This is a genomic window from Clostridium sp. AM29-11AC, assembly GCF_003480545.1.
In the GTDB taxonomy this organism is placed as follows: Bacteria; Bacillota; Clostridia; order Lachnospirales; family Lachnospiraceae; genus Otoolea; species Otoolea saccharolyticum_A.
The window spans coordinates 13,116-36,643 of the sequence record NZ_QUJI01000002.1 but is presented as its reverse complement, the minus strand read 5'-3'; the positions used below and the strand labels follow the sequence as shown (position 1 = coordinate 36,643).

Genomic DNA, 23,528 nt, shown 5'->3' with positions numbered 1-23,528 from the left:
CATATGGAAACTTATAATTACGAACAATCCGCTGTTTCCTTCCCACAGACGGTACAGGAAACGGCCTGTGCTCCCCAGCAGGCAGCAGGACAGAATCCGGCTGCTTCAGGATCTCAGATGAGCCAGGCCTCCCAGAACATCCGAACGCCGCAGCTTGGCCGTACATCAGGGGAGGCCGGCAGTGACGGCCAGTCTGCCTTCGTCATGTCAGCACCGGAAAACATGGTTCAGGAGGTGCAGGCGGCTCCGTCTTCTGCCCAGGCCCCCTCCTTCTCGGAGCCTGCCAGCCCAGGCTTTGGTCCCATCGGTCCGGTTACTCCATCGCTTCCCTCCAATTCAGGAAACAACTGTGTTTCCTGCGGTCCCGGACAGGGAACTATCCCGGGGCTTCTGGGAACAATCCTCTGGTCCTGGGGCGCTTTTCCGCCTACCGCCACGCCGTCCTCTGTCTCCCATGTCCGCTTTTACAACGCAGCCTCCATCCGGGAACCTCTTGACATTTACCTGAACGGACGGCTGGTTGTCTCCGATCTGGACTACATGAATTACACCAGATACCTCCACATCCTGCCCGGCAATTATCTCCTGACTGTATACAGAAGGACAAATCCGGGAGGCGCTCCGATTATCAACAACCGGGTTCAGTTCCAGAGCGGAAGCTACTACATGCTGACTATCCTGGGCGGCCCGTCTGATTACTCTGTACAGCTTGTTTCATCATAAACAGACAGCGGGGGAAGAGTCCTATCTCTTCCCCCGCTGTCTCTGCTATTTATTCTTTTCATCCCTCGCAGGATGGCACATGCCGGAACAGCTGCACCCTCCGCAGTTTCCGCCGCAGAGCGATTTTCCGTTCTTCTTATCTCTTACAATACTTCTGACAGCCAGGAATACAATTCCTGCCACAATAAGCCCCACCACCAGTGTGGAAAGTCCAGATACGAAAATTTCCATATACCATCACCCTTTCTGGATAAAATAATCATTTAGCTGCTCTTTTTTATTATATACTGCTATCAGTTCTTTGCAAGCCTTACATCTGCTTTTAATCCTGCGCTCTCGCTGTATGGGCGGACCATCATATAAATCAGGAAGGCAAGAACCACAAGCGCCGCAGCTGTTCCGATTCCAAAGGAGCCGGTGCCTGTGATCAGGCTGCCGAACTGATATACGCAGAGGGCTACGCAGTAGGCGAAACCGCACTGGTATCCGATGGCAAACCAGGTCCACTTTGCATTGTTCATCTCTCTCTTGATGGCGCCGATAGCAGCAAAGCATGGAGCGCACAGAAGGTTGAACACCAGGAAGGAGTAGCCGGATGCCGCCGTAAAGCTGCCGGAAAGAGTTCCCCAAATCTCAGCACCGTCCTCGGCCACCTCAGCAAATCCATACAGGATGCCAAAGGTTCCAACCACATTCTCCTTTGCCACAAGCCCGGTGATCGTGGCAACGGCTGCCTGCCAGTCTCCCCATCCCAGCGGGGCGAAGATCCATGCAATCGCATGACCAATATTTGCGAGGATGCCCTGACTTAAATCCTCCACAGCCCCGAAGTGTCCGTCTATAAATCCGTAGCCGGATGCAAACCAGACGAAGATTGTGGAGACAAGGATCACCGTACCGGCCTTTTTAATGAAAGAGGAGCCTCTCTCCCACATGCTTCGGAGTACGCTTCCGACTGTAGGAAGATGGTAGGCTGGAAGTTCCATAACGAACGGAGCCGGATCTCCCGCGAACATCTTTGTCTTCTTTAAAATGATTCCGGAGACAACGATTGCCAAAATCCCCACAAAGTAGGCGCTCGGGGCAACCCAGGATGCGCCTCCGAAAATAGCGCCGGCGAACAGAGCGATAATCGGCAGCTTGGCGCCGCATGGAATGAAAGTTGTAGTCATAACTGTCATTCTTCTGTCATGCTCGCTCTCAATGGTACGGGATGCCATTACGCCCGGCACTCCGCAGCCTGTTCCGATCAGCATCGGGATAAAGGACTTTCCGGAAAGGCCAAATCTGCGGAAGATTCTGTCCATGATGAAAGCAATCCTCGCCATGTAGCCGCAGCCCTCCAGGAAGGCAAGAAAAATGAACAGCACCAGCATCTGGGGCACGAAGCCGAGAACAGCACCCACGCCGGCCACAATGCCGTTTAAGATCAGATCCTGCAGCCATGCCGCACAGCCTACTGCCTCCAGAACACCGCCGATAGCGGTCGGGATAGACGGAACAGTTGCCCCGAAGAAGCTGAAGCTCTCTCCGAACAGTCCGTCATTCACGAAATCTGTGGCCATAGTGCCGATGGTAGTCACTGACACATAGTAGACAATATACATCACAGCCGCAAAGATCGGAAGAGCCAGAATACGGTTTGTCACAATCCGGTCAATCTTGTCGGAAACCGTAAGGGAATGTTTCCTGTTCTTATGGCAGCATTTTCCGATGATGGAGGTAATGTATGTATATCGTTCGTTGGTTATGATGCTCTCCGCATCATCATCCATGGCGTTTTCCACCTTCTTGATTATATCCTCCACATCAGGCACCTTCGTCATTCGGGCAAGGATCTTTTCATCCCGCTCGAACAGCTTGATGGAATAGAATCTCCTCTGAGCCTCAGGAATATCGCTTCCCAGCAGGGCTTCAATGTCCCTGAGGGCAGCCTCTACCTCTTCCCCATAGCGGTGAATCGGTGCAGTTCCATGACCGTCCTTCGCGAGAGCCACAGCCTTTTCAGCCGCATCCGTGATTCCGTTGCCCTTAAGAGCGGAAATTTCAACTACGTCGCAGCCAAACTCCTTTGCGAGGGCTTCCGTGTTGATCCGATCCCCGTTTTTCTTCACAACATCCATCATATTGACAGCCATGATAACCGGAATTCCCAGCTCCATCAGCTGTGTGGACAGATAGAGGTTTCTCTCCAGGTTTGTTCCGTCCACAATATTGATGATGGCATCCGGCCTTTCTGCCAGCAGATAGTTTCTGGCCACGACCTCTTCCAGCGTATATGGCGACAGAGAGTAGATACCCGGAAGGTCTGTAATAATAACATCCTTCTGTCCCTTCAGCCTTCCTTCCTTTTTTTCCACCGTAACTCCAGGCCAGTTTCCCACAAACTGGTTGGAGCCGGTCAAAGCATTAAACAGTGTTGTCTTGCCGCAGTTTGGGTTTCCGGCAAGTGCAATTTTTACTGACATAGTTCCTTTCCTCCCATTCTGTCTCTGCACCTTCCGGCGCAGGCCCCTTTACCGTCACAGGCTGTTCCTGCCTGCTCCTACTGGACTTCAATCATCTCAGCGTCAGCTTTGCGGACAGACAGCTCATATCCCCGTACTGTAAGCTCAACCGGATCGCCCAGGGGAGCTACTTTCCTGATATACAGCTCTGTCCCCTTTGTAATTCCCATGTCCATGATACGGCGCTTGACAGCTCCTTCCCCGCTCAGCTTAACGACTGAAACGGTCTGCCCTACCTTTACATCCTTCAGTGTCATAGTTTTCTCCTTAAACTAAAATTTTGTTGGCCATCTCGCTGCTGATGGCCACTCTCGATTCCCTGATATTGACAATCACATTTCCCGCATTCTGCGAGATGACCGTTACCGCTCCTCCGGGGACAAAGCCCAGGGTTTCCAGAAATCTCCGGACTTCCTCTTTTCCTCCCACGCGTTTGATGGAGTTTATCTCTCCAGGCACAGCCATTGTTAAAGGCATCATAAATCACCCCTTCAGCACTTGCAGTTAACTTTAGCTAATTTAAGTTAGTGTCTCCTAACGTCTTATAGGTTAGCACCTTCTAACTCATTTGTCAACTGTTTTTTCAGAAGTTCCGAATTTCCCGGGCAGGCTGGATTTCATCGGAATTTCTCCGGCCCAGGCTTTTACTGTTTGAATTAGCGCACAAATTATGGTATCCTATAAGGAACTGAAGGTCTGCGCCGTCGTTTTCCTGTCACACGCCGAAGCGCAGAGCAGCAAAAGATATAAAACGGTTAAAGGAGCGGTTACATTGAAAATTCAACAGTCAGCGGAAGACTATCTGGAGACAATCCTTGTGCTCGGCTTAAGAAAGCCTCAGATTCGTTCCATCGACATCGCCAATGAGCTGGGTTATTCCAAGCCAAGCGTCAGCGTCGCCATGAAGAATCTGCGGGAAAACGGCTACATTTCCATGGACAGGGAAGGCTATATCACGCTGGAGGAATCGGGACGAAAAATTGCGGAAACCATCTACGAGCGGCACACACTTCTCACAAAGCTTCTGACCTTCCTCGGCGTTTCCCCAGAAACAGCTGCAGAGGATGCCTGCCGGATGGAACACGTGATAAGCCCGGAAAGCTTCGAGGCGATCAAAACCTTTGCCAGAAATGAGCTGGCACACCACCACCCTGGGCAGAGTGCAGATTCAGACGGGGTACAGGCCCAGCCTGTTCAGGCAGCGGAAGACAGCCTGAAATAGCAGCCTAATATAAGGCAGCCTGAAATAAAAAGACATATCTGAGATGACTGACATGCGTATAAGGGGAGAGCTTAGCCCTCCCCTTACAGAGATGTAAGAGATTCTTGTATGAGATATTTGGAATGTATCATGCAGTTTGTCACTATACACATCTTTCCTGGAGAATTTCTGAAAGCGCATTCTGACTGCTCGTATGACAGCGGACGATCTCTGTCTTTTTTCCTCTCGTGCCGTCCACAGCTGCCCGGATCATCTTATGAGACACGGTGTTTGTAAACAGGACCAAGAGGTCAGGAGTTCCTATCTGTTTATTAAAATCAGCAGTCATCTGTGTAAAAACCTTTGCCTTGCATCTGAAATTCTTGCAAATCTGTTTATACTGACAGACCATTCTGTCATGTCCCCCTACAATCACAACGCTCATAAACGCCTCCTTTTCTGATTCCAATAGCTGCAGCTGCCGGTTCGCCGCAGTCTTTTTTTCGTTCCGGGCAAAGAGCTGCTGCCTGAAGCTGCTCTTGCCCGGAGTTTATTTGCCCTGTGTCTGAGCGAGCCTTAAATGGCTGCCAGCCGTTTTCCAAGTTCCTTTAATGCAGCCTCTGCGTCTGCATCCGGAGCGCCGTTGCAGATCGCGTCCTCACCTCCGATAACAGATGCACCTGCCTGTTTCATTCTGTCCGTCCAGTCGCGCATCCACTGTCCGTCTCCCCATCCGTAGGAGCCGAAAAGGCCCAGTGTTTTTCCGGAAACGGAGCCCTCTATCTCCTCAACGAACGGCTCCATCGTGCTCTCCTCTAAAACCTCATCTCCCATGGACGGGCAGCCCATGGCGATTGCTCTGTATTTTTCCACATCTGCCACAGATGCCTCTTCTGCCGGAAGGATGACAGCCTCCCTGCCTGCTTCTTTTATTCCCTCGGCAACCATTTCTGCCATTGCAGCCGTATTTCCTGTGCCGCTCCAGTAAACAATTAAAACCTGTTCCATGATAAATTCCTCCTGTAAATACTTGATTTATTTGACAACCGGCCGTATATCCGCCGGATGTTTTTCATATTCAGGCCGCAGCTGTCTGACCGCCAAGAACAGAGGAGAGCTGCCAGAACATGTACCCTCTCTCCACCTCTTCCATCACCTTCTTCTGAACGGCTCTGTAGGCGGCGAACAGCTTCTTTGTCTCCTCCGGGTTTCCGTAAACCTTCCAGTATCCTGAAAACAGGAAATCTTTTCCCCTGTGCTCGATAAAACCTTCCACATCACAGAGCGGATATTCCAGGATCAGGCCGATTTCATGGGGAAATTCCTCTTCCCCTCCTGCATAGGCTCCATACCTTTCTGCCAGACGTTCCAGTACCTGCTCAAGCTCAAAGGAAGCGTATCCGTACCTCTCAAAAAATCCTCTCACTGCCGGATCTGAGAGAATGCGCTCCGCCCGCCCTCTCCTGTACAGTAGATACACCTTTCTTTTTCCGTCCTGGCAGAGCTTTCTGTGCTCTATTCCCGTTCCCGCAAGGACTGCATCCAAATCCTGTCCCGTCCCCTCTGACATGATAAAAATATTGGAGGCCTTCATTCCTGCCAGCACCTGCGCGCAGTGGAGCGCGGCCTGTCTGCGGATTCGCCTGTGCCTGTTTTCACTCTCAAAGTCCCCTGCTTCTTTCACCTGGACATCCTGCTGATTCATCCGGCTTTAACCTCCTTTTTTCGCCCTGTCTGAAAGGCCGTTTTTGAAGTTAGTATATGCTAACTTTTCATGTCAGTTAGTATATACTAACTTTCTGTTTTTGTAAAGCACTTTTTAAAAAAAAGCTGCACCCAGAATGGTTCACTCTGGATACAGCTCATTTTTTCCTGTCTCTCTCTTATTTCAAATCAGGGTACAGCCTATGACTTTCCGGCCCCCTCCAGCACCTGGAGCATCTGTCCCTTTAAAGTCTGTCCGTAAATGCGGTTGATGGCGCTCTCCGCTTTCTTTCTCAGCCGCTCCTGCTCCTCAGGGCTTGCCCCGGTCATCTGGTCAATATACTTCTGCGCTTCATCTGCCAGGGCGTGATCCTTTCTGTAATCCCCCACCGTATAGCCCGGAGACAGCACATAGGCGTCATCGTATCCTTCCAGGTAGGTACCCCTGCCCTCCTTGTGGATATTCTCCTTCTCCGCCTCCGGCGCAGAGAAGGATGCTTCCGGCAGTCCGGCTGTCAGCCCTTCCATCGCCTGCTTCCAGATAGCCGCCGGATAAGTAGAACCGTAAAGGGAGGAAAGGGTCCTTGGAGTATCGTAGCCCACCCACACTGTTACGGTATAGTAGGGTGTCACTCCGCAGAACCATCCGTCCTTGCTGTTGTTGGTAGTTCCCGTCTTTCCCGCGGCCTCAATACTGCTGTTCCATCCCATGCCGCGGGCCGTTCCTCTTGTGATTACGCCCTTCATCATATCGACCATAACGGCAGCCGTCTGTCTGGAGTACACCTCCTTTGGCTCCCTCTCCGTGTAAATATCATCCCCTTCCAGATTCTCCATCCGCAGAATGCAGTCCGGCTCTCTGTATACTCCCCCGTTTTCCAGAGCACAGAAAGCGCCTGCCATCTCCTCTGCTGTCACCCCGTAGGTAAAGCCTCCCAGAGAGGCCGCCATATTGTAGTCATCCGGCACAATATTGTCAAACCTCATCTTCGTCAGATAGGAGAGCCCTTCCTCGGGAGTCACCTCATTAAACAGCCACCAGGCAGCTCCATTTCTGCTCCTCTCCACCGCCTGCCGCATGGTAATCCAGTTTCCGGGAAGGGAGAACACATCGGCTCCCGGTTTTTTTGCCGCATCCACACTGATGTCCTTCACCCGGGAGAAGGAGGCATAGCCATCCTCAAGAGCCGGAGCATAGACAATCAGAGGTTTAATGCTGCTGCCCGGCTGCCTGAAACTCTGAAATGCCCGGTTCAGCGTGTAGGTATCCGTTTCCTGGCTCCTTCCGCCCACGATGGCCTCCACCTTTCCGGTATCATTATTGACAGCTACCGCAGCTCCCTGAAGGGCATAGATTCCGTTTTCCGCTGTCTCTGCGTCGAAGGACAGCCCCTGATCCACCGCCGACTGCAGAATTGACTGTTTGGCAGGGTCCAGAGAGGTATAAATCCTGTATCCTCCTGTGTACAGTTCATCCTTTGCCCTGTCATAGCTTTCCTCATAAGCCTCCTGGTAAGCCCGGTAATCATCATAGTTTGTAAAGCCGTATTCAAACGTGAAACCGTCCTCCCTCATCAGCCAGCGCACCGCACAGTCAATGGCATAGGTGGTTTCATAATTCTTCATCTCATAGGAGGTTCTGGAAACTGAAATCTCCTCGCTGACCGCCGCATCGTGCTCCTCCTGTGTGATATACCCCATCTCCAGCATGTCGCCAAGAATCTTATCCCTTCTTTTCAGGGCGTTTTCCGGGTGGCGGTATGGGTTATAATAGGACGGGGAGTTGGGTATTGCGCACAGATAAGCCGTCTGGCTCAGGCTCAGCTCATCGGCATCTTTTCCAAAATAGCCTCTGGCAGCCGCCTGAAGCCCATAATATGTATTGGCAAAGTTAATGTCATTAATATAAAATTCCATGATCTGCTCTTTCGTGTACTTCTCTGTCAGATCCATGGCAATGATTATTTCCTTTACCTTTCGCCTGATGGAAACATCCCTTGTGAGATACTGGTTTCTGGCAAGCTGTTGGGTGATAGTGCTGGCCCCGTGGACCTCCTCCCCTCCTGTCAGTATGAAGTGAATCCCCACACGGGCGATTCCCTTGAAGTCCACGCCGCAGTTTTCCCAGAAAGTGCGGTCCTCCACCGCCACGAAGGCATTTACTGCAGCTTTTGGTATCTCCTCGTAGGACAGATACTGGGAATCCACATCTTGGGCCAGCTTCGCCATAACCTCTCCGGCTGAGTCGTAAACATAGGATGCCTGGCTGGGAAGGAAATCGCTCTCCGTACTGTTCTCTACCAGGCCTGCCACCTCGTCCCTGCAGACAGTGTAAAACTTCCAGGCAAAAATCCCGCCTCCTGCGAGGGCGATGAAAAGCAGGAGAAAGAAGACTGAAAGAAAGCGCCGCAGCAGGCGGTGTTTTTTTCTTTTTCTGCCCTGTCTGCCTTTCCCTGTCTTCTTTTCCGGCCTCATGGGAGCCGGTTTTTCCATGTCCGGACTGCCTGTTCCCGGACCTTTCTCCCCCTGCCCTCCGGCACTGGTTTTTTCTTCCTCTGTACCTTCCTCTTCCTGTTTTCTTAAATCCGGCTTTTCAGGCTGCAGGCTCTCTTCCTTCTCTTGTCCGTCCTGCTCTTCCCCAAGAATCCTGCGCATGCTGTCGCACAGCTCTCTCTGTACTGCCTCTTCCTCCTGAAGCTCCCTTATGATCTCCTCCTGCCTGCCTGTTTCCGGCTTTTTCTGCGCGTTTACCGGTTCTGACGCTCCGGAAGCGTTTTCACCTCTGCTGTTTTTTTCTACTCTCTCTCTATCCATACCGCTCCTTTTTCTGCCTGTACCGGTTTTACTCCGTGCATCATTTCTGGTCCCTTTTTGCTGTTCTCTCTTCCGGCATTGCTCCGCCGAAAACTTTTTGTCTATTTTACCGCTTTTTCTTCTATAATACAACCTTATGTATGACAGATTCTAACCTTTACTCCCGGTTCTCTTTTTCTGAACCGCTCTGCCCTCTGCGGAATAAGATAGAGTAATGGTACAAATTCTGGTGGTGCTTATGAGCGCTTCTGTTTATGATATACTGCTGCTTGTCACAGCCCTCTCTGTGGACGCTTTTGCCGCCTGCTTCATCTACGGGGCAGACAGGGTAAAGATCCCTCTGCTGTCTGCCTGTATTATCACAGGGGTGTCCTCTGCTGTCCTGCTGGCTTTTCTGCTCCTGGGAGGGCTGATGCAGCAGCTTCTGCCGGAAGGCTTCTCCGCCTTTCTCAGCTTCCTGCTGCTCTTTCTCCTGGGCCTTCTCAAGCTCTTCGACAGCTCTGTAAAAGCCCTGATCCGAAGGCTGCGCCTGTGCTCCCGTCACCTCTCCCTCTCCTTTTCCGGCCTGCATTTCATTATGACGGTGTATGCAGATCCGGAAAAAGCCAATGCCGAGGATGTATCTGTCCTCTCACCGGCTGAGGCATTTTCCCTCGGGATCGCCCTCTCCCTGGACAGCGCTGCCGCAGGCTTCGGGGCAGGAATGCTGGATTTCTCTCTTATCCCGGCGTTGTTTCTGTCTCTCTTAGCGGGAGCTGCTGCAGTTGCCGGCGGAAGTCTCCTCGGAAACCTGGCGGCAGAAAAGCTGAATTTTGACCTCTCGTGGATTGGAGGGCTTCTCCTGATTCTGCTGGCCTTTTCCAGGCTGTAAGCTCTGAAAAGTTTTTCCCCTGTACGGTTATCTGTCCTTTCCGGCTGTGACCATGGCCAGTATCTCATGGGCAATGAGAGGGGCAGACGCCAGAGACAGCAGAAATCCCCATTCTGAAATGGACAGAATACTGGTTCCAAACATCTCAGAAAGAAACGGCAGCTCTGTCACAGCCGCCTGCAGCAGCAGTCCGGCTCCGAACGCAAGCAGCATCAGGCGGTTGGAAAAAAGCCTGCTGCCAAAAACTGATGCATTTACATCCCTCATGCCGACAGCGTGGAACAGCTGTGAAAGCCCTAGCACGGTAAAGGCATAAGTCTGGGAGTGCAGAAGAATCTCCGGGTTTTGAAGCATCTGTCTGACAGCATCCACAGACAGCTCCTTTCCTGCGGCTGCCGCCATCTCCAGCGGAAGCCGGAAAAATGCAAGCAGGCTGATTCCTGCAATCAGCAGTCCATAAAACAGCGTGTAAAACCATCCTCCCCCGGAAAACAGGCTTTCTCCTGCCTTTCTCGGCGGACGCCGCATCAGTCTCCGGTTATCATTCTGATCCACTCCCAGCGCCAGAGCCGGAAGAGAATCTGTGATCAGATTAATCCACAGGATATGACTGGGCTTCAGCGGGGAGGCTACCCCTGCCGCTATGGCGGCAAACATGGTAGCTATCTCCCCAAAATTCGACGACAGAAGGAAAATCACGGATTTTTTAATATTTTCATAGATCCCTCTCCCCTCCTCAATCGCCTTCTCAATAGTCGAGAAATTGTCATCTGTCAGAATCATATCAGCTGCCTGCTTGGCTACATCTGTGCCGGAGCGTCCCATGGCTATTCCAATATCTGCGTTTTTCAGGGAGGGGGCGTCATTGACTCCGTCCCCTGTCATAGCCGTAATCATTCCGGCGGACCGGAATGCGTTCACAATCCTGACCTTGTGCTCCGGTGATACTCTGGCAAACACCGACAGGGTCCCTATCTTTTTTCGGAGAGTTTCATCATCCGTCCTGTCTAACTCTTCCCCCGTCATGCACTCCTCTCCGGATTCTGCAATTCCCAGCTGCCTTGCGATGGCGCCTGCCGTCTTTACATGATCTCCTGTAATCATCACCGTGCGGACGGAGGCCTCTTTAAACAGCTCCACCGCTTCTCTGGCCTCATCTCTGGGAGGATCCATCATACCGGCCATTCCAATAAAGGTGAGCCCTCTCTCTGCAGGCTTAGAGACTCCCTCCCGCATAGCAGCCGCCAAAACCCGCAGAGCCTTCCCGGACATGGTCTCCGCCGCCTGTCTGACCCGCTTCTGATCAGCAGGCGTCATGGGAACTGCTTCTCCATTTTTCCATATCTTTGTGCAGTGCAGGATCACTTCGTCCGGCGCTCCCTTTGTGTAAGAAACATACCCTCCTTTTTCCCTGTGAAGGGTAGTCATCATCCTCCGATCCGAATCAAAGGGGATCTCCCCGCACCGTTTCTTTCTGGCATTTGCACTCTCCCTGCTGACACCGGCCAGAAGAGCGAACTCCTGAAGAGCCAGCTCCGTGGGATCACCCGTCCGGCTCTCCAGCACTGCATCGCTGCACAGGGCAAAGCACTCTGCCAGCCGCTCAGACGGAAGGCAGGGCTTACTGTCCGTCCCATTTTCTCCTACCTCACAGACCCTTCCGTTTTCATACCACTCTGTCACCGTCATCTGATTCTTAGTCAGCGTTCCTGTTTTATCCGTACACACCACACTGACAGCCCCCAGTGTCTCCACAGACGGCAGCTTTCTCACAATGGTCCCCGCCTTTGCCATCCTGGTAACGCTCAAGGCCAGCACAATGGTAACCACGGCGGGAAGTCCCTCCGGTACGGCCGCCACTGCCAGGGAAATTGCGGTAATCAGCATTTCCATCACATCGCGCTTCTGAACCACTGCCAGGACGAACAGAACTGCGCACAGAGCTACGGCAGTGAGGCTCAGTATTTTTCCCAGTTCTCCCAGACGCTTCTGAAGCGGTGTCTCCTCCTCCGGAGCCTCATGGATCATGGCGGCAATTCTTCCAATTTCCGTTCCCATTCCCGTGGCCGTCACAATTCCCCTGCCGCGGCCGGAGGTGACATAGGAGGTCATAAATGCCATGTTTTTTCTGTCGCCGGCAGCCACCTTTCCCTCAGCGATGAATCCGGCCTCTTTTGTTACCGGCTCAGACTCCCCTGTGAGGGCCGACTCCTCTATCTTGAGTCCGGCCGACTGGATCAGGCGTATATCCGCCGGCACCTGACAGCCTGTATCTAGGACCACCAGATCCCCCGGCACCAGCTCCTGGGCGTCGATTTCCTGCTCCACCCCCTCCCGGATGACAACTGCCTCAAGTCTGGTCATATTTCTGAGGGCTTCCAGCGCCTTCTGCGCCTTCCCCTCCTGAACTACTCCCACAGCCGCATTCAGTACCACCACCGTAAGAATGATCACCGCATCGCTGTACTCTCCGAGAAGCACTGAAATCCCTGCCGCTGCAAACAGCACAAAAATCAGGGAATCGCAGAGTTGTCCCACAAACCTCTGAAGCAGGGTTCTGTGTTTTTTCTCCTCCAGCACATTTCTTCCATAGTGGCGCTGGCGTTCCTCCACATCGCCTAATTTAAGCCCCTCTTTCCCATCCGCATTCAGCTTCTGAAGCGTTTCCTCTATGGTCTTTTTCTCATACATGGCGTCCCCTCCTTCTGACACAGGCCTTATGAACACACCGAACCGTCTGTCCCTCTCCCCTGAACAGCTCCCGCCGGACAAGGCTTTGGCCTTTTCACACCATATGAATGAGATAAAGAAAATAGAACTCAGGTCAAATCATTCCCTTTTTTTCTCACAGCCCCCCTCTTATTGCCTGGTGTACATGCTCCACGAAAATCTGCTGGATATCACCGTACTCTCCCATCCCCCGAAGTACACATTCCACTCTGCATCCACTTTTCTCAAAAGCTCTTTTCCAGGAATCCTCCCCGCCGGCCATGTCGTTGTTGGCATGGTCTCCTGCCACAATCATGAGCGGCAGAAGAATCACCCGCTCATAATCCTGCCTCTGAACCTTTGCCATAACATCCTCCAGCGAGGGCCTCGCCTCCACTGTCCCGATGAAGAAATTCTCCATGCCCAGCTTTTTGAAACAGGATTCCATCCTGCCATACACCTGGTTTGCCTCATGCTCCGTGCCGTGTCCCATGCAGACAATGGCTGTCCGGCCGTCCTGAAATTCCCCGGTCACCCGGGCCAGGGCCTCTGCGGTCTTCTCGTAGTCGCTGATACTGTTTAAAAGAGGGCTTCCGCAGTATATTGCGTCAAACTGAGCCTCGTGCGCTCTCACGGCTGCCATCATCTTGTCATACTCCAGCCCGTTCATCACATGAGTGGGCTGGACGGCCGCCACCCGGTATCCGTCCCTTAACAGGCGTTTCAGAGCTTCCTCTACATTGTCTGTCTGATCCTCCCCTTTTTCTCTCAGATGATTGATAATCATCTGGCTTGTAAAGGCGCGGCGGATCTCCCACCCCGGAAAAGCCCGTCCCACTGCCCTCTCCACGGCTCCGATCGCATCTCTTCTCTGTCCCTCATAGCTTGTGCCAAAGCTGACTACAAGGATGGCCTTTTTCCCGTCATCCTCCAAAACCCTGTCTCTTTTTATCCTCTCAACTGTCATCTGTCCGCTCTCTCCCTTTCTGGCTGCCTGCATTTCCATCCCTCTCTGAAACAGAATGCCCCGGCTTCTCACTCTTATTTTCTGCCTCGCGCGTCCATGCGCTTAGGCGCTGAGCTGTTATTTTATCATGTTTATATCTGTCTGTCAAAACAGCCTGACCTGCCGTCCGTCCTGTTCTCAGCCGCCTTTCTTCTGTAAATTTCTGCCTGCCAGGGTATTTTTTTGTCCGCAAGTCTGACAGAATTTTATACAGCAAAAGCCCCCGCCTGCTGCCTGGACGGCAGCCGCGGGGGCTCATTACGGTTTTCTATTTTCAATTTTAAAAAGAATCCTGCTTCGCAGGATTCTCCGCCTGCGGCGGGTCGTGAAGGCGGCATTTTCCTTTCCGCCGGGTGAGCCAGTCTTTCGGTCACCCGGCGCCTGCCCTGAAACAGATGGATGCTCTGCATCTGTCTGTTATAATCAGATTCTGCAGCTTTGCCGCTTATTCGGCTGCTGCCTCCGTCTCTGCGGCGGCTGCTGCCTCGCCGTCTGCCGGAGCCTCTGTTCCGTCACCGATATAGCCGTACATGAAGTACCAGTAGCCGTATGGAGAATGCCAGGTTCCCTGAAGCTCTGGCTTCTGTAACCAGAAGTCATTCTGGTAGGCAATCGGTATCATAGCCATATCATTTAACAGCATCTGCTCTGCCTCATGCAGAAGTGCGTAGTGCTCTGTCTTGTCGGCCGTTGTGCGTGCCTGATCAATGAGGGCATCGTACTCAGGATTGCTGTACTTGCCGTCATTATTGCCGTTCTCTGTCTCAAACAGATTCAGCATGTTGGACGGATCATCGTAATCGTATACCCAGCCGTTGCGGGCAATATCATAGTCGCCGTTGCGGCGGGTTGGTGTGAAGGATGCCCACTCAACAATCTTGATATCCATGTTGATTCCGAGCTCGCCCCATGCGCTCTGGAGATACTCTGCCAGCGGTTTATGATAGCCGGCATCGTTCGTCATATACTCGATAGCCGGGAATCCCTCTCCGTTCGGGTAGCCTGCCTCAGCCATCAGCTCTTTAGCCTTCGCAAGGTCTCCCTCAAAGTCGTCTGTGTGGAAGAACTCACCGTACTGCTCGAGGGTCACATCTGCAAAAGAGGAGCCTGGCTCTACATCGGAAACGCCCGGGCCCACAAAATTCTTAGCTGCGGAATAGGTTCCCTGCATGATGGTATCTGCAATGTAGGCTCTGTCAAGAGCAAGGCTTAATGCCTGGCGTACTCTCACATCCTGTAAATACTCTCTGTTTAAGTTCAGGCTGATATAGTAGGTTCCAAGGATCGGATCTACGTTGAACTCAGGATTGTCGCGAAGATTCGGAACCTCCTCTGTCGGAACATCCTTAATCATCATAACCTCGCCGGAATTATAGGCGCTGTATGCTGCGTTTACATCCTCCATCAGAACAAACTTGATCGTGTCTGCTGTAACTGCATCTGCATTCCAGTAGTTCTCATTTTTCTCCATCAGGATATGGGAGCCTGGAACCCACTCTTTGATCTTCATCGGACCGTTGCAGACATAAGTGGACGGATCGACTGCCCATGCCTCGCCGTTTGCATCGATGGTTGCCTGCTGAACAGGGCTCATGGTTGCAAATGCACAAATCTTGTCAAAGTATACGCACGGATAGGAGAGCTCTACCACAAAGGTCTGATCATCCGGTGCGGAAACGCCCAGAGCATCCACATTTCCGTTTGACGCCTCATCATAGCCCTTGACCATGCACAGCAGATCATAGCCATAAGGAGCAGCTGTCAGCGGATCTGCCACTCTCTTGAAGGTATATACGAAATCATTTGCTGTCAGCGGAGTGCCGTCGCTCCATTTTAAACCGTCGCGCAGATGGAAGGTATATGTAAGACCGTCATCGGAAACCTCCCAGGTTTCAGCCATTCCGCCGATGATATTGTTGTCTTTGTCAAAGTTGAGGAGCGGCTCAAATAAATGGATGATCATATTTGCGCCGTCAATAGCGCTGTTTAACGCCGGATCGATGGTCTCCGGATCTGGCCCTATCTCCACTACCAGATTGTTGCCGCCAGACGCCGTATCCACTGCCTGGGCATCGCCGCCTCCGGATGCCGCTGTCGTCTCGGTACCGCCGCCACCGCCGCAGCCGGACAGCACTGTCGTGGAAAGCATCGCTGCCGCTACAAGAAGTGCAAATTTCTTTTTCATAATATTCCTCCTTTAAAGGTTTCTATGAGAAACGCTGTCAGAGCGTGCCTCAGACATTTTTCAGCCAGATGCTCCCCTAGTGCATCATCTGCCCTTTAAACACTTTTCTTTGATAAAGCACGAAACGGAAAAGTTACATCTATAATACCACAGAAAAAAAAATATGCAAGCTATTTTTTTTAATATACCCGTTTATGCCGCAAAAATGATGGAAAAAAGTCAGAAAATATCCAAAATTGCTGAATTGTAAGTCTTTTATTCCCTGTGGTTATTTCTCCCATAATCTGACGTTTTAGATTGACGCTGCACTGCCGACTGCGGCAGTTTTCGTATTCAGAATCGAAAAAAGGCCCCGGAGAAGCTCTCCGAAGCCTTTTCTTTTCTGCTTTTTGCAGGAATGCGCTCTTATCTTTACTCAGCCTGGGCTGTGCTCTCTGCGGCAGCCTCAGCAGCCTCTGTACTCACCTTGGCCTCTGCATCATCGTCGGCCTCTGGCGCATCACCAATATAGCCGTACATGAAATACCAGTATCCGTACGGAGAGTGCCAGATTCCCTGAAGATCAGAGCTCTGCAGCCAGAAGTCATTATTGTAAGCCACAGGAATCATAGCCATGTCGTTTAACAGCATCTGCTCTGCCTCATGGAGAAGGGCATAGTGTTCCGTCTTATCCACAGTTGTACGGGCCTGCTCGATCAGGGCATCGTACTCAGGATTATTGTATTTTCCGTCATTATTTCCGTTTGTGGACTCAAACAGATTCAGCATATTGGACGGATCGTCGTAGTCGTATACCCAGCCGTTGCGGGCAATGTCATAATCTCCGTTTCGGCGGGTTGGCGTAAAGGATGCCCACTCAACAATCTTGATGTCCATGTTGATTCCCAGCTCTCCCCATGCGCTCTGGAGATACTCTGCCAGCGGCTTATGGTAGCCGGCGTCATTTGTCATGTACTCGATGGTCGGGAAGCCCTCTCCGTCCGGATATCCTGCTTTTGCCATAAGCTCCTTTGCCTTGGCAAGATCTCCCTCGAAATCGTCTGTGTGGAAGAACTCCCCGTACTGGGCAACTGTTGTGTCAGCGAAGGAAGAGCCTGGCTCTGCGTCAGAAACACCTGGGCCTACAAAGTTCGTAGCCGCAGAGTAGGTTCCCTGCATAATAGTATCTGCAATATACTGACGGTCAAGGGCAAGGCTTAATGCCTGGCGCACATTTACATCCTGGAAATACTCTCTTTCCAGATTCAGGCTCACATAGTAGGTTCCAAGAATCGGAGCTACATGAAACTCCGGATTATCGCGGAGATTCGGAACCTCCTCTGTCGGCACGTCCCTTGTGAACATGATCTCGCCTGTGTTGTAGGCGCTGAAGGATGCGTTGGCGTCCTCCATGAGAACGAACTTGATAGTGTCGGCTGTAACAGCGTCCGCATTCCAGTAATTCTCATTCTTCTCAACAAGAATGTGGGAGCCTGGAACCCACTCCTTGATCTTCATCGGTCCGTTGCTCACATAAGTGGACGGATCTACTGCCCACGCCTCGCCGTTTGCCTCTACAGTGGCCTGCTGAACGGGACTTAAGGCTGCAAATGCGCAGATCTTGTCAAAGTATACGCACGGATAGGAGAGCTCTACCACAAAGGTCTGATCATCCGGTGCGGAAACTGCCAGAGCATCCACGTCTCCGCCTGCCGCCTCGTCATAGCCCTTTACCATGCACAGAAGGTCATAGGCGTAAGGAGCAGCTGTCATCGGATCTGCCATTCTCTTAAATGTATATACAAAATCATTGGCTGTAAAGTCAGATCCATCGCTCCACTTTAAGCCGTCGCGCAGGTGGAAGGTGTAGGTGAGGCCGTCCTCAGAAACCTCCCAGGTCTCAGCCATTCCGCCGATGATATTGTTGTCCTTGTCCATATTTAACAGCGGCTCAAATAAGTGGATGATCATATTGGACGCGTCAATGGCGCTGTTTAATGCCGGATCCATGGTCTCCGGATCTGGTCCAATCTGAACCACCAGGTTATTTCCTGCCTCTGCTGCAGCACCTGTGCCTGCGCCGTCACCGCCGCTTCCTCCGCAGCCGGAAAGCACAGTCGTGGTAAGCATCGCAGCTGCCAGAAGAAGTGCAAATTTCTTTCTCATCTTGTTTCCTCCTCATAGGTACGTTAGTATAAATATTTATCTGCCGTCTGCAGCCCTGCAGGCAGGCAGTAATTCGCCTCCCTGTTTCCAGAGAGGCAAAGTTTATGACTGCTATTATTAATTGATCTTGTCTAAGTGGTGACAGGCTGCATAGTGTCCCTTGGAAACCTCTCTCCACTCCGGATCCTGCTGTGCGCACAGCTCTGTGGCGTACGGGCATCTCGTTCTGAAGTGGCAGCCGCTGGGCGGATTTACCGGGCTTGGCACGTCGCCGCTCAGCACAATACGCTTGGACTTTCTGCTGGTTTCCGGATCTGCAATCGGAATCGCTGAGATCAGACTCTTGGTGTAGGGATGGACGCTGTGGAAGGTCAGCTCGTAGCTGTCTGCAAGCTCCACCATCTTTCCCAGGTACATAACGCCGATTCGGTTGGAAATATGCTTTACGATAGACAGATCATGGGCGATAAACAGATACGTCAGCCCCATCTCGTTCTGCAGCTCCTCAAACATATTGACAACCTGAGCCTGAATGGAAACATCCAGAGCAGATACCGGCTCATCACAGACAATAAATTCCGGATCCACAGCCAATGCGCGGGCAATGCCGACACGCTGCCTCTGGCCGCCGGAGAACTCGTGAGGATAACGGTTTGCATGCTCCGAGTTTAACCCCACCCGTTCCAGCATGCGGATGATCCTCTCCTGGCGCTCCTTGCGGTTTGCAGCCAGCTTATGAATATCGATGGCCTCGCCTACAATGTCGCCCACCGTCATACGCGGATCCAGGCTGGCGTAAGGATCCTGGAAAACGATCTGCATCTTTCTTCTGTAGGGAAGCATATCAACCTTTGTCTTTTTCCCGTATACAGGTTTTCCATCCTCTCCGATCACCGGATTCCCGCTTTCATCCCTGAGGGGAAGATCTCCGCTGTCGAAAATCGTGGTGCCATCGTAGATAATGCGGCCGCTGGTAGGCTCATAGAGGCGCAGAAGGGTACGTCCTGTGGTCGTCTTTCCGCAGCCGGACTCGCCTACCAGACCCAGTGTTTCTCCCTTATTAATATAGAAGGATACATCATCAACAGCCTTAACCACTTTTTTCTCAAAGAGCTTTCCGCTGGCCACAGGGAAATACTGTTTCAGATTCTGGATTTCAAGCAGCTTCTTATTTTCCATCAGTTGTTACCTCCCTGCGCTTTCTCGAACTCGGCCTTCTGGAGCAGCCAGCAGGCGCTGTAGTGAATGTCTGACAGGTCCGTGTACTCCGGCATCTGTCTTAAGCAGATCTTCATGCAGGATTCACAGCGCGGCGCAAAGGGACATCCTGCCGGAGGGTTCAGCATGTCTACCGGTGAGCCCTCGATAGGTACAAGCCTTGTCTTTTCCTTCTCGTCCAGACGCGGAATACTGCGGAGAAGTCCCTTGGTGTACTCGTGGGACGGACGGTAGAAAATATCGTCTGTGGTACCGTACTCCACCACCTTGCCTGCGTACATAACGGCAATCCTGTCACACATGCTGGCCACTACACCCAGATCATGAGTGATCATGATAATTGCCATACCCAGTTTTTTCTTGAGCTCCATCATCAGCTCCAGAATCTGGGCCTGAATCGTAACATCCAGGGCGGTGGTCGGCTCATCTGCAATCAGCAGCTTCGGCTCGCATGCCAGGGCAATGGCGATCATGACACGCTGGCGCATGCCGCCGGACAGCTCATGGGGATACTGCTTTAACCGCTTCTCCGGCTCATTGATTCCAACCAGAGTGAGGAGCTCTTTGGCCCTCTCCCTGGCCTCCTGCTTTGTCTTCTTTGTGTGGAGCAGGATCATCTCGCAGATCTGATTTCCAATGGTGTATACAGGGTTTAAGCTGGTCATGGGATCCTGGAAAATCAGGGAAATCTCCTCTCCTCTGATCTTTCTCATCTGGGCCTCGTTCATCTTGTCAATCTCATGGCCGTTAAACTCGATGCTTCCGCCGATCAGACGTCCCGGATAGGCCGTCAGTCCCATGAGGCTGTACGCTGTTACAGACTTTCCAGAGCCTGACTCGCCTACGATTCCCAGAACCTCTCCCTCCTTTAAATGCAGGGATACGTCATTTAAAGCTTTCACCTCTCCGGCCGGCGTAAAGAAGGAAAGGCGCTCGTTTTTAATATTTACAAGATATTCACTCATGCTCATTTCCTCCCTAGTTCTTCAGCTTCGGATCAAAGGCATCACGGAGTCCGTCACCTAAGAGGTTAAAGCTCAGGATGATGACAGAAATCATGATAGCCGGTGCAAACAGGCGGTAAGGATAGCTCTGAAGTCCGTTTAAGGCCGCACTTGCAAGGCTTCCCAGAGAAGGCATCGGCGCGTTTACGCCCAGTCCCAGGAAACTTAAAAAGCTCTCCGTAAAGATGGAGGACGGGATCTGAAGGGTAGTCGTAACGATCAGGGTTCCGATGCAGTTGGTGAGCAGGTGCTTTTTGATAATGCGGCCGTTTGACGCGCCCAGAGCGCGGGCTGCAGTCACATACTCCTGTTCTTTCAAGATCATGATCTGGCTTCGCACGATACGTGCCATACCTACCCAGTAAAGGAGGGCGAACACCACGAAAATACTGATCAGATTGACTCCGATCAGGCCAATCCACTCAAATCCCGGCTTCATGGCCAGCTCCTTCAGCGGATAGTTCAGCACAGTAGCCAGAAGAATTACGATCAGAACGTCGGGGACCGTGTATATGATGTCTACAATACGCATCATCACCATATCCACCCAGCCTCCGAAGAATCCGGCTATGGAGCCGTATATGGATCCTATCAAAAGAATAATGGCGGAGGCCACCAGACCTACAGTCAGAGAGACACGGCTTCCCATCATAACACGGATGGCATAGTCGCGGCCCAGCTGATCCGTTCCCAGAATGTGGGGGAACACGTCCTCGCCGTTGGCGATTGCCTCCTGCTCTGCCTCAGAATACTCGAAAGGCGCAAGGCTGTTGCTTCCCTTTATCTGCTGCTCATACTTGTACGGATAAAACTGAGGCACGATAAAGGATAGTATAAAGATGAGAATGACAACCACAAGGCTTGTCATGGCTATTTTGTTTCTCTTAAAACGGCGCAGACCATCCTTCCAGAAGCTGACGCTCTCCCTCATTACTACAAGGCTTTTTTTCTCGTCATCTCCTGCAGGGAGGAAGTCTTCTGCCTTAAGCTGAAATGACAGTTTATTTTTCTCCATGATTACGCTCCTCCCTATTTCAGTTTAATACGCGGATCAATCAGCGTGTACGCAATATCCACGATCACGTTCATCACAATAATCAGAACGGCCAGGAAAATGGTAGTACCCATGATCAGCGGATAATCACGTCCCGTGATAGCGCCGATGAACTCAGAGCCAAGTCCCGGAATGGTGAAGATCTTCTCAACAATAAAGCTTCCTGTAACTGTATAGGCTAACAGCGGTCCCAGATAGGTGACAACCGGAAGAATTGCGTTTCTCAGGGCATGCTTGAATACGCTCGCTACCCATGAAACGCCCTTCGCCCTGGCTGTTCTCATATAGTCCTGTCCCAGAACGTCCAGCATGGAGGAACGCATCAGTCTTGCGATATAGGAAGACGGATACAGGGCCAGAGCGATGACCGGCATGATGTAGTGCTTCCAGGACGTCAGTCCGTAGGTAGGAAGCAGTCCCAGCCAGTTGCTTAAAATCTGCATGAGCACCGTACAGATAACGAAACTGGGTATGGCGATTCCGCAGGTGGTAAACAGAATAATAATATTGTCAATCAGCTTTCCTCTGTTGAACGCCGCAATACTTCCTAAGGGAACTCCGATACAGACAGCCAGCAGGATTGCCAGACCGCCGATCCTTGCGGAAACCGGGAACTTCGTCTGAATAATCGTGTTTACTGTACGTCCTCTCTGTTTTACGCTGGGTCCCAAATCTCCATGGATAACTTTGTCCATATAGATGATATACTGCTCTCCCAGCGGCTTATCCAAACCGTATTTCTGCTCCATTGCAGCCTGAGCCTGTGGCGTGAGCGCCTTTTCAGCCATAAATGGGCCGCCTGGCACCAGGTTCATCAGGAAGAATGTAAGAGTAGCAACCAGCCAGGCTGTAACAACCGCCAGACCAATACGCTTTAAAATGTATTTTGCCATAGCTTATCTCCTTTCCCGCACTGCCATATTAAAGCCATCATGTGTCGTCTATCCGCTTTTTCAGACCGTCTTTCTGACGCATCGCTGCATGCTCTGTTTCCTCTGTCCAGGCCGCCGGGGAAATCTGACAGTTTTCCCGGCGGCCTGGACAGCCCAAAACAGCAAAGAACGTATCTGAAAGCCGGATAAGAAAGAATCCTGCGAAGCAGGATTCTCCGCCTGCGGCGGGTCGCGAAAGCGGCATTTCCTCTCCGCCGCAGTGCGATCCCCGCGGAACATTTTTATATAACAGGGAACGAAGTTTCCTGTTATATAAAAAACACATATGTAGGCCAGGTGCGGACATCTCTGCTAAAAGAAAAGAGCCGCCGCAAAATATCACATCCCGCAGAAAGACAAATCGCCCGTAAGCATCTGTCACTTTCTGCGGAAACTATTTATTTTGCGGCAGCCCCTTCAATCCAGATTACATTCCCATCTGTTTTGCTACTTCCTCAGCGAAGTTCTCTTCCTTCTTCTCGATACCCTCGCCAGTCTCAAAACGAACGAACTTCTTAACTGTTACCTTTGCGTTGTTAGCTTTGGCAACCTGGGCAACATACTGAGCTACGGACTGCTTGCCATCCTCAGCCTTTACATAAACCTGATCTAATAAGCAGATTTCCTTTAACTCCTTGTTGATGCGTCCCATAACCATTCCGCTGATGATCTTGTCATTTGCGTCCGGTTTCTCGTTCTTGGCAGCTACAGTTAAGATCTCTTTCTCTTTCTCAATGTACTCTGCGTCAACTTCATCTCTGTTTGTATATAATGGCTTTAATGCGGCAGCCTGCATAGCTACGTTCTTAGCCATCTCCTTGATTTCATCGTTTACAACGTCTGTCTCAACGTCTACTAAAACGCCGATCTTTCCGCCTGCATGAATATAGGAAGCAACGAAGCCGTTAGCCTCTGTCAGCTTCTCGAATCTTCTGATCTTCATGTTCTCGCCGATGATGGAGATCTGGGAAGAAAGCGCCTCTGCAACTGTCAGGCTCTCATCCTTTGCCCACTTCTCAGCCATGAATGCATCCATATCTGCTGCGTCAGAAGCAAGTGCCTGTGCGGCAACATCTGCAACGTAGCTCTGGAACTTCTCATTCTTTGCAACGAAGTCTGTCTCTGCGTTAACCTCAACGACAACGGCTGTCTTTCCGTCCTCTGCCAGCTTTGTGGCAACGATACCCTCTGCTGCGATACGTCCTGCCTTCTTAGCTGCTCCGGCAAGTCCCTTTTCTCTTAAGAACTCAACTGCCTTGTCCATGTCGCCGTCTGTAGCTGCAAGAGCCTTCTTGCAGTCCATCATTCCGGCACCTGTCATTTCACGTAATTCCTTTACCATTGCGGCTGTAACTGCCATCTTACCATACCTCCATGTTCTTTCCTATAGCCGCACAGACAACAGACTGCCTATGCGGAAAATTCCGCAAAGCGGGAAGGGTTTCCCCTCTCCGC

Annotated in this window: 20 protein-coding genes; 3 read left to right on the top strand and 17 right to left on the bottom strand. The window is 51.6% G+C overall.

Annotated elements, in window-relative coordinates:
- Positions 1–3: 3 nt before the first annotated feature.
- Positions 4–723 (top strand): DUF4397 domain-containing protein, encoded by a 720-nt coding sequence (locus DW757_RS01990; RefSeq protein ID WP_118750837.1) that lies wholly within the window; start codon positions 4–6, stop codon positions 721–723.
- A gap of 45 nt (positions 724–768) precedes the next feature.
- On the opposite strand, the gene DW757_RS01985 is transcribed toward DW757_RS01990, so the two are convergent.
- The 4 genes from DW757_RS01985 to DW757_RS01970 form a co-directional block, all read right to left on the bottom strand.
- Positions 769–954 (bottom strand): FeoB-associated Cys-rich membrane protein, encoded by a 186-nt coding sequence (locus tag DW757_RS01985; protein ID WP_008394894.1) that lies wholly within the window; start codon positions 952–954, stop codon positions 769–771.
- A gap of 62 nt (positions 955–1,016) precedes the next feature.
- The gene (gene feoB / locus DW757_RS01980) at positions 1,017–3,191 is read right to left on the bottom strand and encodes a ferrous iron transport protein B (RefSeq protein ID WP_118750836.1); all 2,175 of its coding nucleotides are present in this window, start codon (positions 3,189–3,191) and stop codon (positions 1,017–1,019) included.
- A gap of 77 nt (positions 3,192–3,268) precedes the next feature.
- The gene (locus tag DW757_RS01975) at positions 3,269–3,487 is read right to left on the bottom strand and encodes a ferrous iron transport protein A (protein ID WP_118750835.1); all 219 of its coding nucleotides are present in this window, start codon (positions 3,485–3,487) and stop codon (positions 3,269–3,271) included.
- A 10-nt stretch (positions 3,488–3,497) separates the two neighbouring features.
- Positions 3,498–3,710, bottom strand: coding sequence for a FeoA family protein (locus tag DW757_RS01970; protein ID WP_118750834.1), 213 nt, complete (start codon positions 3,708–3,710; stop codon positions 3,498–3,500).
- Between the two features lie 292 nt (positions 3,711–4,002).
- Between DW757_RS01970 and DW757_RS01965 the strand changes: the two genes are divergently transcribed.
- The gene (locus DW757_RS01965; RefSeq protein ID WP_118750833.1) at positions 4,003–4,452 is read left to right on the top strand and encodes a metal-dependent transcriptional regulator; all 450 of its coding nucleotides are present in this window, start codon (positions 4,003–4,005) and stop codon (positions 4,450–4,452) included.
- 142 nt (positions 4,453–4,594) lie between these two features.
- On the opposite strand, the gene DW757_RS01960 is transcribed toward DW757_RS01965, so the two are convergent.
- The 4 genes from DW757_RS01960 to DW757_RS01945 all read right to left on the bottom strand — a co-directional run bounded on the left by DW757_RS01960 (position 4,595) and on the right by DW757_RS01945 (position 8,949).
- Positions 4,595–4,876, bottom strand: coding sequence for a DUF2325 domain-containing protein (locus DW757_RS01960; RefSeq protein WP_008394890.1), 282 nt, complete (start codon positions 4,874–4,876; stop codon positions 4,595–4,597).
- Between the two features lie 131 nt (positions 4,877–5,007).
- Positions 5,008–5,439, bottom strand: coding sequence for a flavodoxin (locus DW757_RS01955; RefSeq protein ID WP_118750832.1), 432 nt, complete (start codon positions 5,437–5,439; stop codon positions 5,008–5,010).
- 70 nt (positions 5,440–5,509) lie between these two features.
- Positions 5,510–6,136 (bottom strand): DUF3793 family protein, encoded by a 627-nt coding sequence (locus DW757_RS01950; RefSeq protein ID WP_118750831.1) that lies wholly within the window; start codon positions 6,134–6,136, stop codon positions 5,510–5,512.
- 200 nt (positions 6,137–6,336) lie between these two features.
- Positions 6,337–8,949 (bottom strand): transglycosylase domain-containing protein, encoded by a 2,613-nt coding sequence (locus tag DW757_RS01945; RefSeq protein WP_118750830.1) that lies wholly within the window; start codon positions 8,947–8,949, stop codon positions 6,337–6,339.
- 214 nt (positions 8,950–9,163) lie between these two features.
- Between DW757_RS01945 and DW757_RS01940 the strand changes: the two genes are divergently transcribed.
- On the top strand, positions 9,164–9,820 hold the full coding sequence (locus DW757_RS01940) for a manganese efflux pump (protein ID WP_015573665.1): 657 nt from the start codon (positions 9,164–9,166) through the stop codon (positions 9,818–9,820).
- 27 nt (positions 9,821–9,847) lie between these two features.
- Here DW757_RS01940 and DW757_RS01935 read toward each other — a convergent pair whose 3' ends face one another.
- The 9 genes from DW757_RS01935 to tsf form a co-directional block, all read right to left on the bottom strand.
- Positions 9,848–12,511 (bottom strand): cation-translocating P-type ATPase, encoded by a 2,664-nt coding sequence (locus DW757_RS01935; protein ID WP_118750829.1) that lies wholly within the window; start codon positions 12,509–12,511, stop codon positions 9,848–9,850.
- A 154-nt stretch (positions 12,512–12,665) separates the two neighbouring features.
- Positions 12,666–13,529, bottom strand: coding sequence for a sirohydrochlorin cobaltochelatase (locus tag DW757_RS01930; protein ID WP_243033295.1), 864 nt, complete (start codon positions 13,527–13,529; stop codon positions 12,666–12,668).
- Positions 13,530–13,980: 451 nt separating this feature from the next.
- Positions 13,981–15,720: a peptide ABC transporter substrate-binding protein gene (locus tag DW757_RS01915; protein WP_015573662.1), complete on the bottom strand. Its 1,740-nt coding sequence runs from the start codon at positions 15,718–15,720 to the stop codon at positions 13,981–13,983.
- Between the two features lie 411 nt (positions 15,721–16,131).
- Positions 16,132–17,865, bottom strand: a complete 1,734-nt coding sequence (locus tag DW757_RS01910) for a peptide ABC transporter substrate-binding protein (RefSeq protein ID WP_118750825.1) — start codon at positions 17,863–17,865, stop codon at positions 16,132–16,134.
- 117 nt (positions 17,866–17,982) lie between these two features.
- A complete protein-coding gene (locus DW757_RS01905; protein ID WP_044930307.1) occupies positions 17,983–19,047 on the bottom strand; it encodes an oligopeptide/dipeptide ABC transporter ATP-binding protein in 1,065 nt (354 codons plus the stop codon).
- Positions 19,044–20,048: an ABC transporter ATP-binding protein gene (locus tag DW757_RS01900; RefSeq protein WP_015545162.1), complete on the bottom strand. Its 1,005-nt coding sequence runs from the start codon at positions 20,046–20,048 to the stop codon at positions 19,044–19,046. Before DW757_RS01900 ends, DW757_RS01905 begins: the two co-directional genes overlap by 4 nt.
- Positions 20,049–20,061: 13 nt before the next feature.
- Entirely contained in the window at positions 20,062–21,102 is a 1,041-nt protein-coding gene (locus DW757_RS01895; protein WP_008394876.1) for an ABC transporter permease, read from the bottom strand.
- A 14-nt stretch (positions 21,103–21,116) separates the two neighbouring features.
- Positions 21,117–22,034 (bottom strand): ABC transporter permease, encoded by a 918-nt coding sequence (locus DW757_RS01890; RefSeq protein WP_008394875.1) that lies wholly within the window; start codon positions 22,032–22,034, stop codon positions 21,117–21,119.
- Between the two features lie 466 nt (positions 22,035–22,500).
- Positions 22,501–23,433, bottom strand: a complete 933-nt coding sequence (tsf, locus tag DW757_RS01880) for a translation elongation factor Ts (protein ID WP_008394873.1) — start codon at positions 23,431–23,433, stop codon at positions 22,501–22,503.
- Positions 23,434–23,528: the final 95 nt, after the last annotated feature.

What these genes read in the sequence shown, in the direction of transcription:
- DW757_RS01990 (WP_118750837.1), top strand. Translation starts at nt 4, where the DNA reads ATGGAAACTTATAATTACGAACAATCCGCTGTTTCCTTCCCACAGACG.
- DW757_RS01985 (WP_008394894.1), bottom strand. Translation starts at nt 954, where the DNA reads ATGGAAATTTTCGTATCTGGACTTTCCACACTGGTGGTGGGGCTTATT.
- feoB (WP_118750836.1), bottom strand. Translation starts at nt 3,191, where the DNA reads ATGTCAGTAAAAATTGCACTTGCCGGAAACCCAAACTGCGGCAAGACA.
- DW757_RS01975 (WP_118750835.1), bottom strand. Translation starts at nt 3,487, where the DNA reads ATGACACTGAAGGATGTAAAGGTAGGGCAGACCGTTTCAGTCGTTAAG.
- DW757_RS01970 (WP_118750834.1), bottom strand. Translation starts at nt 3,710, where the DNA reads ATGATGCCTTTAACAATGGCTGTGCCTGGAGAGATAAACTCCATCAAA.
- DW757_RS01960 (WP_008394890.1), bottom strand. Translation starts at nt 4,876, where the DNA reads ATGAGCGTTGTGATTGTAGGGGGACATGACAGAATGGTCTGTCAGTAT.
- DW757_RS01955 (WP_118750832.1), bottom strand. Translation starts at nt 5,439, where the DNA reads ATGGAACAGGTTTTAATTGTTTACTGGAGCGGCACAGGAAATACGGCT.
- DW757_RS01950 (WP_118750831.1), bottom strand. Translation starts at nt 6,136, where the DNA reads ATGAATCAGCAGGATGTCCAGGTGAAAGAAGCAGGGGACTTTGAGAGT.
- DW757_RS01945 (WP_118750830.1), bottom strand. Translation starts at nt 8,949, where the DNA reads ATGGATAGAGAGAGAGTAGAAAAAAACAGCAGAGGTGAAAACGCTTCC.
- DW757_RS01940 (WP_015573665.1), top strand. Translation starts at nt 9,164, where the DNA reads ATGGTACAAATTCTGGTGGTGCTTATGAGCGCTTCTGTTTATGATATA.
- DW757_RS01935 (WP_118750829.1), bottom strand. Translation starts at nt 12,511, where the DNA reads ATGTATGAGAAAAAGACCATAGAGGAAACGCTTCAGAAGCTGAATGCG.
- DW757_RS01930 (WP_243033295.1), bottom strand. Translation starts at nt 13,529, where the DNA reads ATGCAGGCAGCCAGAAAGGGAGAGAGCGGACAGATGACAGTTGAGAGG.
- DW757_RS01915 (WP_015573662.1), bottom strand. Translation starts at nt 15,720, where the DNA reads ATGAAAAAGAAATTTGCACTTCTTGTAGCGGCAGCGATGCTTTCCACG.
- DW757_RS01910 (WP_118750825.1), bottom strand. Translation starts at nt 17,865, where the DNA reads ATGAGAAAGAAATTTGCACTTCTTCTGGCAGCTGCGATGCTTACCACG.
- DW757_RS01900 (WP_015545162.1), bottom strand. Translation starts at nt 20,048, where the DNA reads ATGAGTGAATATCTTGTAAATATTAAAAACGAGCGCCTTTCCTTCTTT.
- DW757_RS01895 (WP_008394876.1), bottom strand. Translation starts at nt 21,102, where the DNA reads ATGGAGAAAAATAAACTGTCATTTCAGCTTAAGGCAGAAGACTTCCTC.
- DW757_RS01890 (WP_008394875.1), bottom strand. Translation starts at nt 22,034, where the DNA reads ATGGCAAAATACATTTTAAAGCGTATTGGTCTGGCGGTTGTTACAGCC.
- tsf (WP_008394873.1), bottom strand. Translation starts at nt 23,433, where the DNA reads ATGGCAGTTACAGCCGCAATGGTAAAGGAATTACGTGAAATGACAGGT.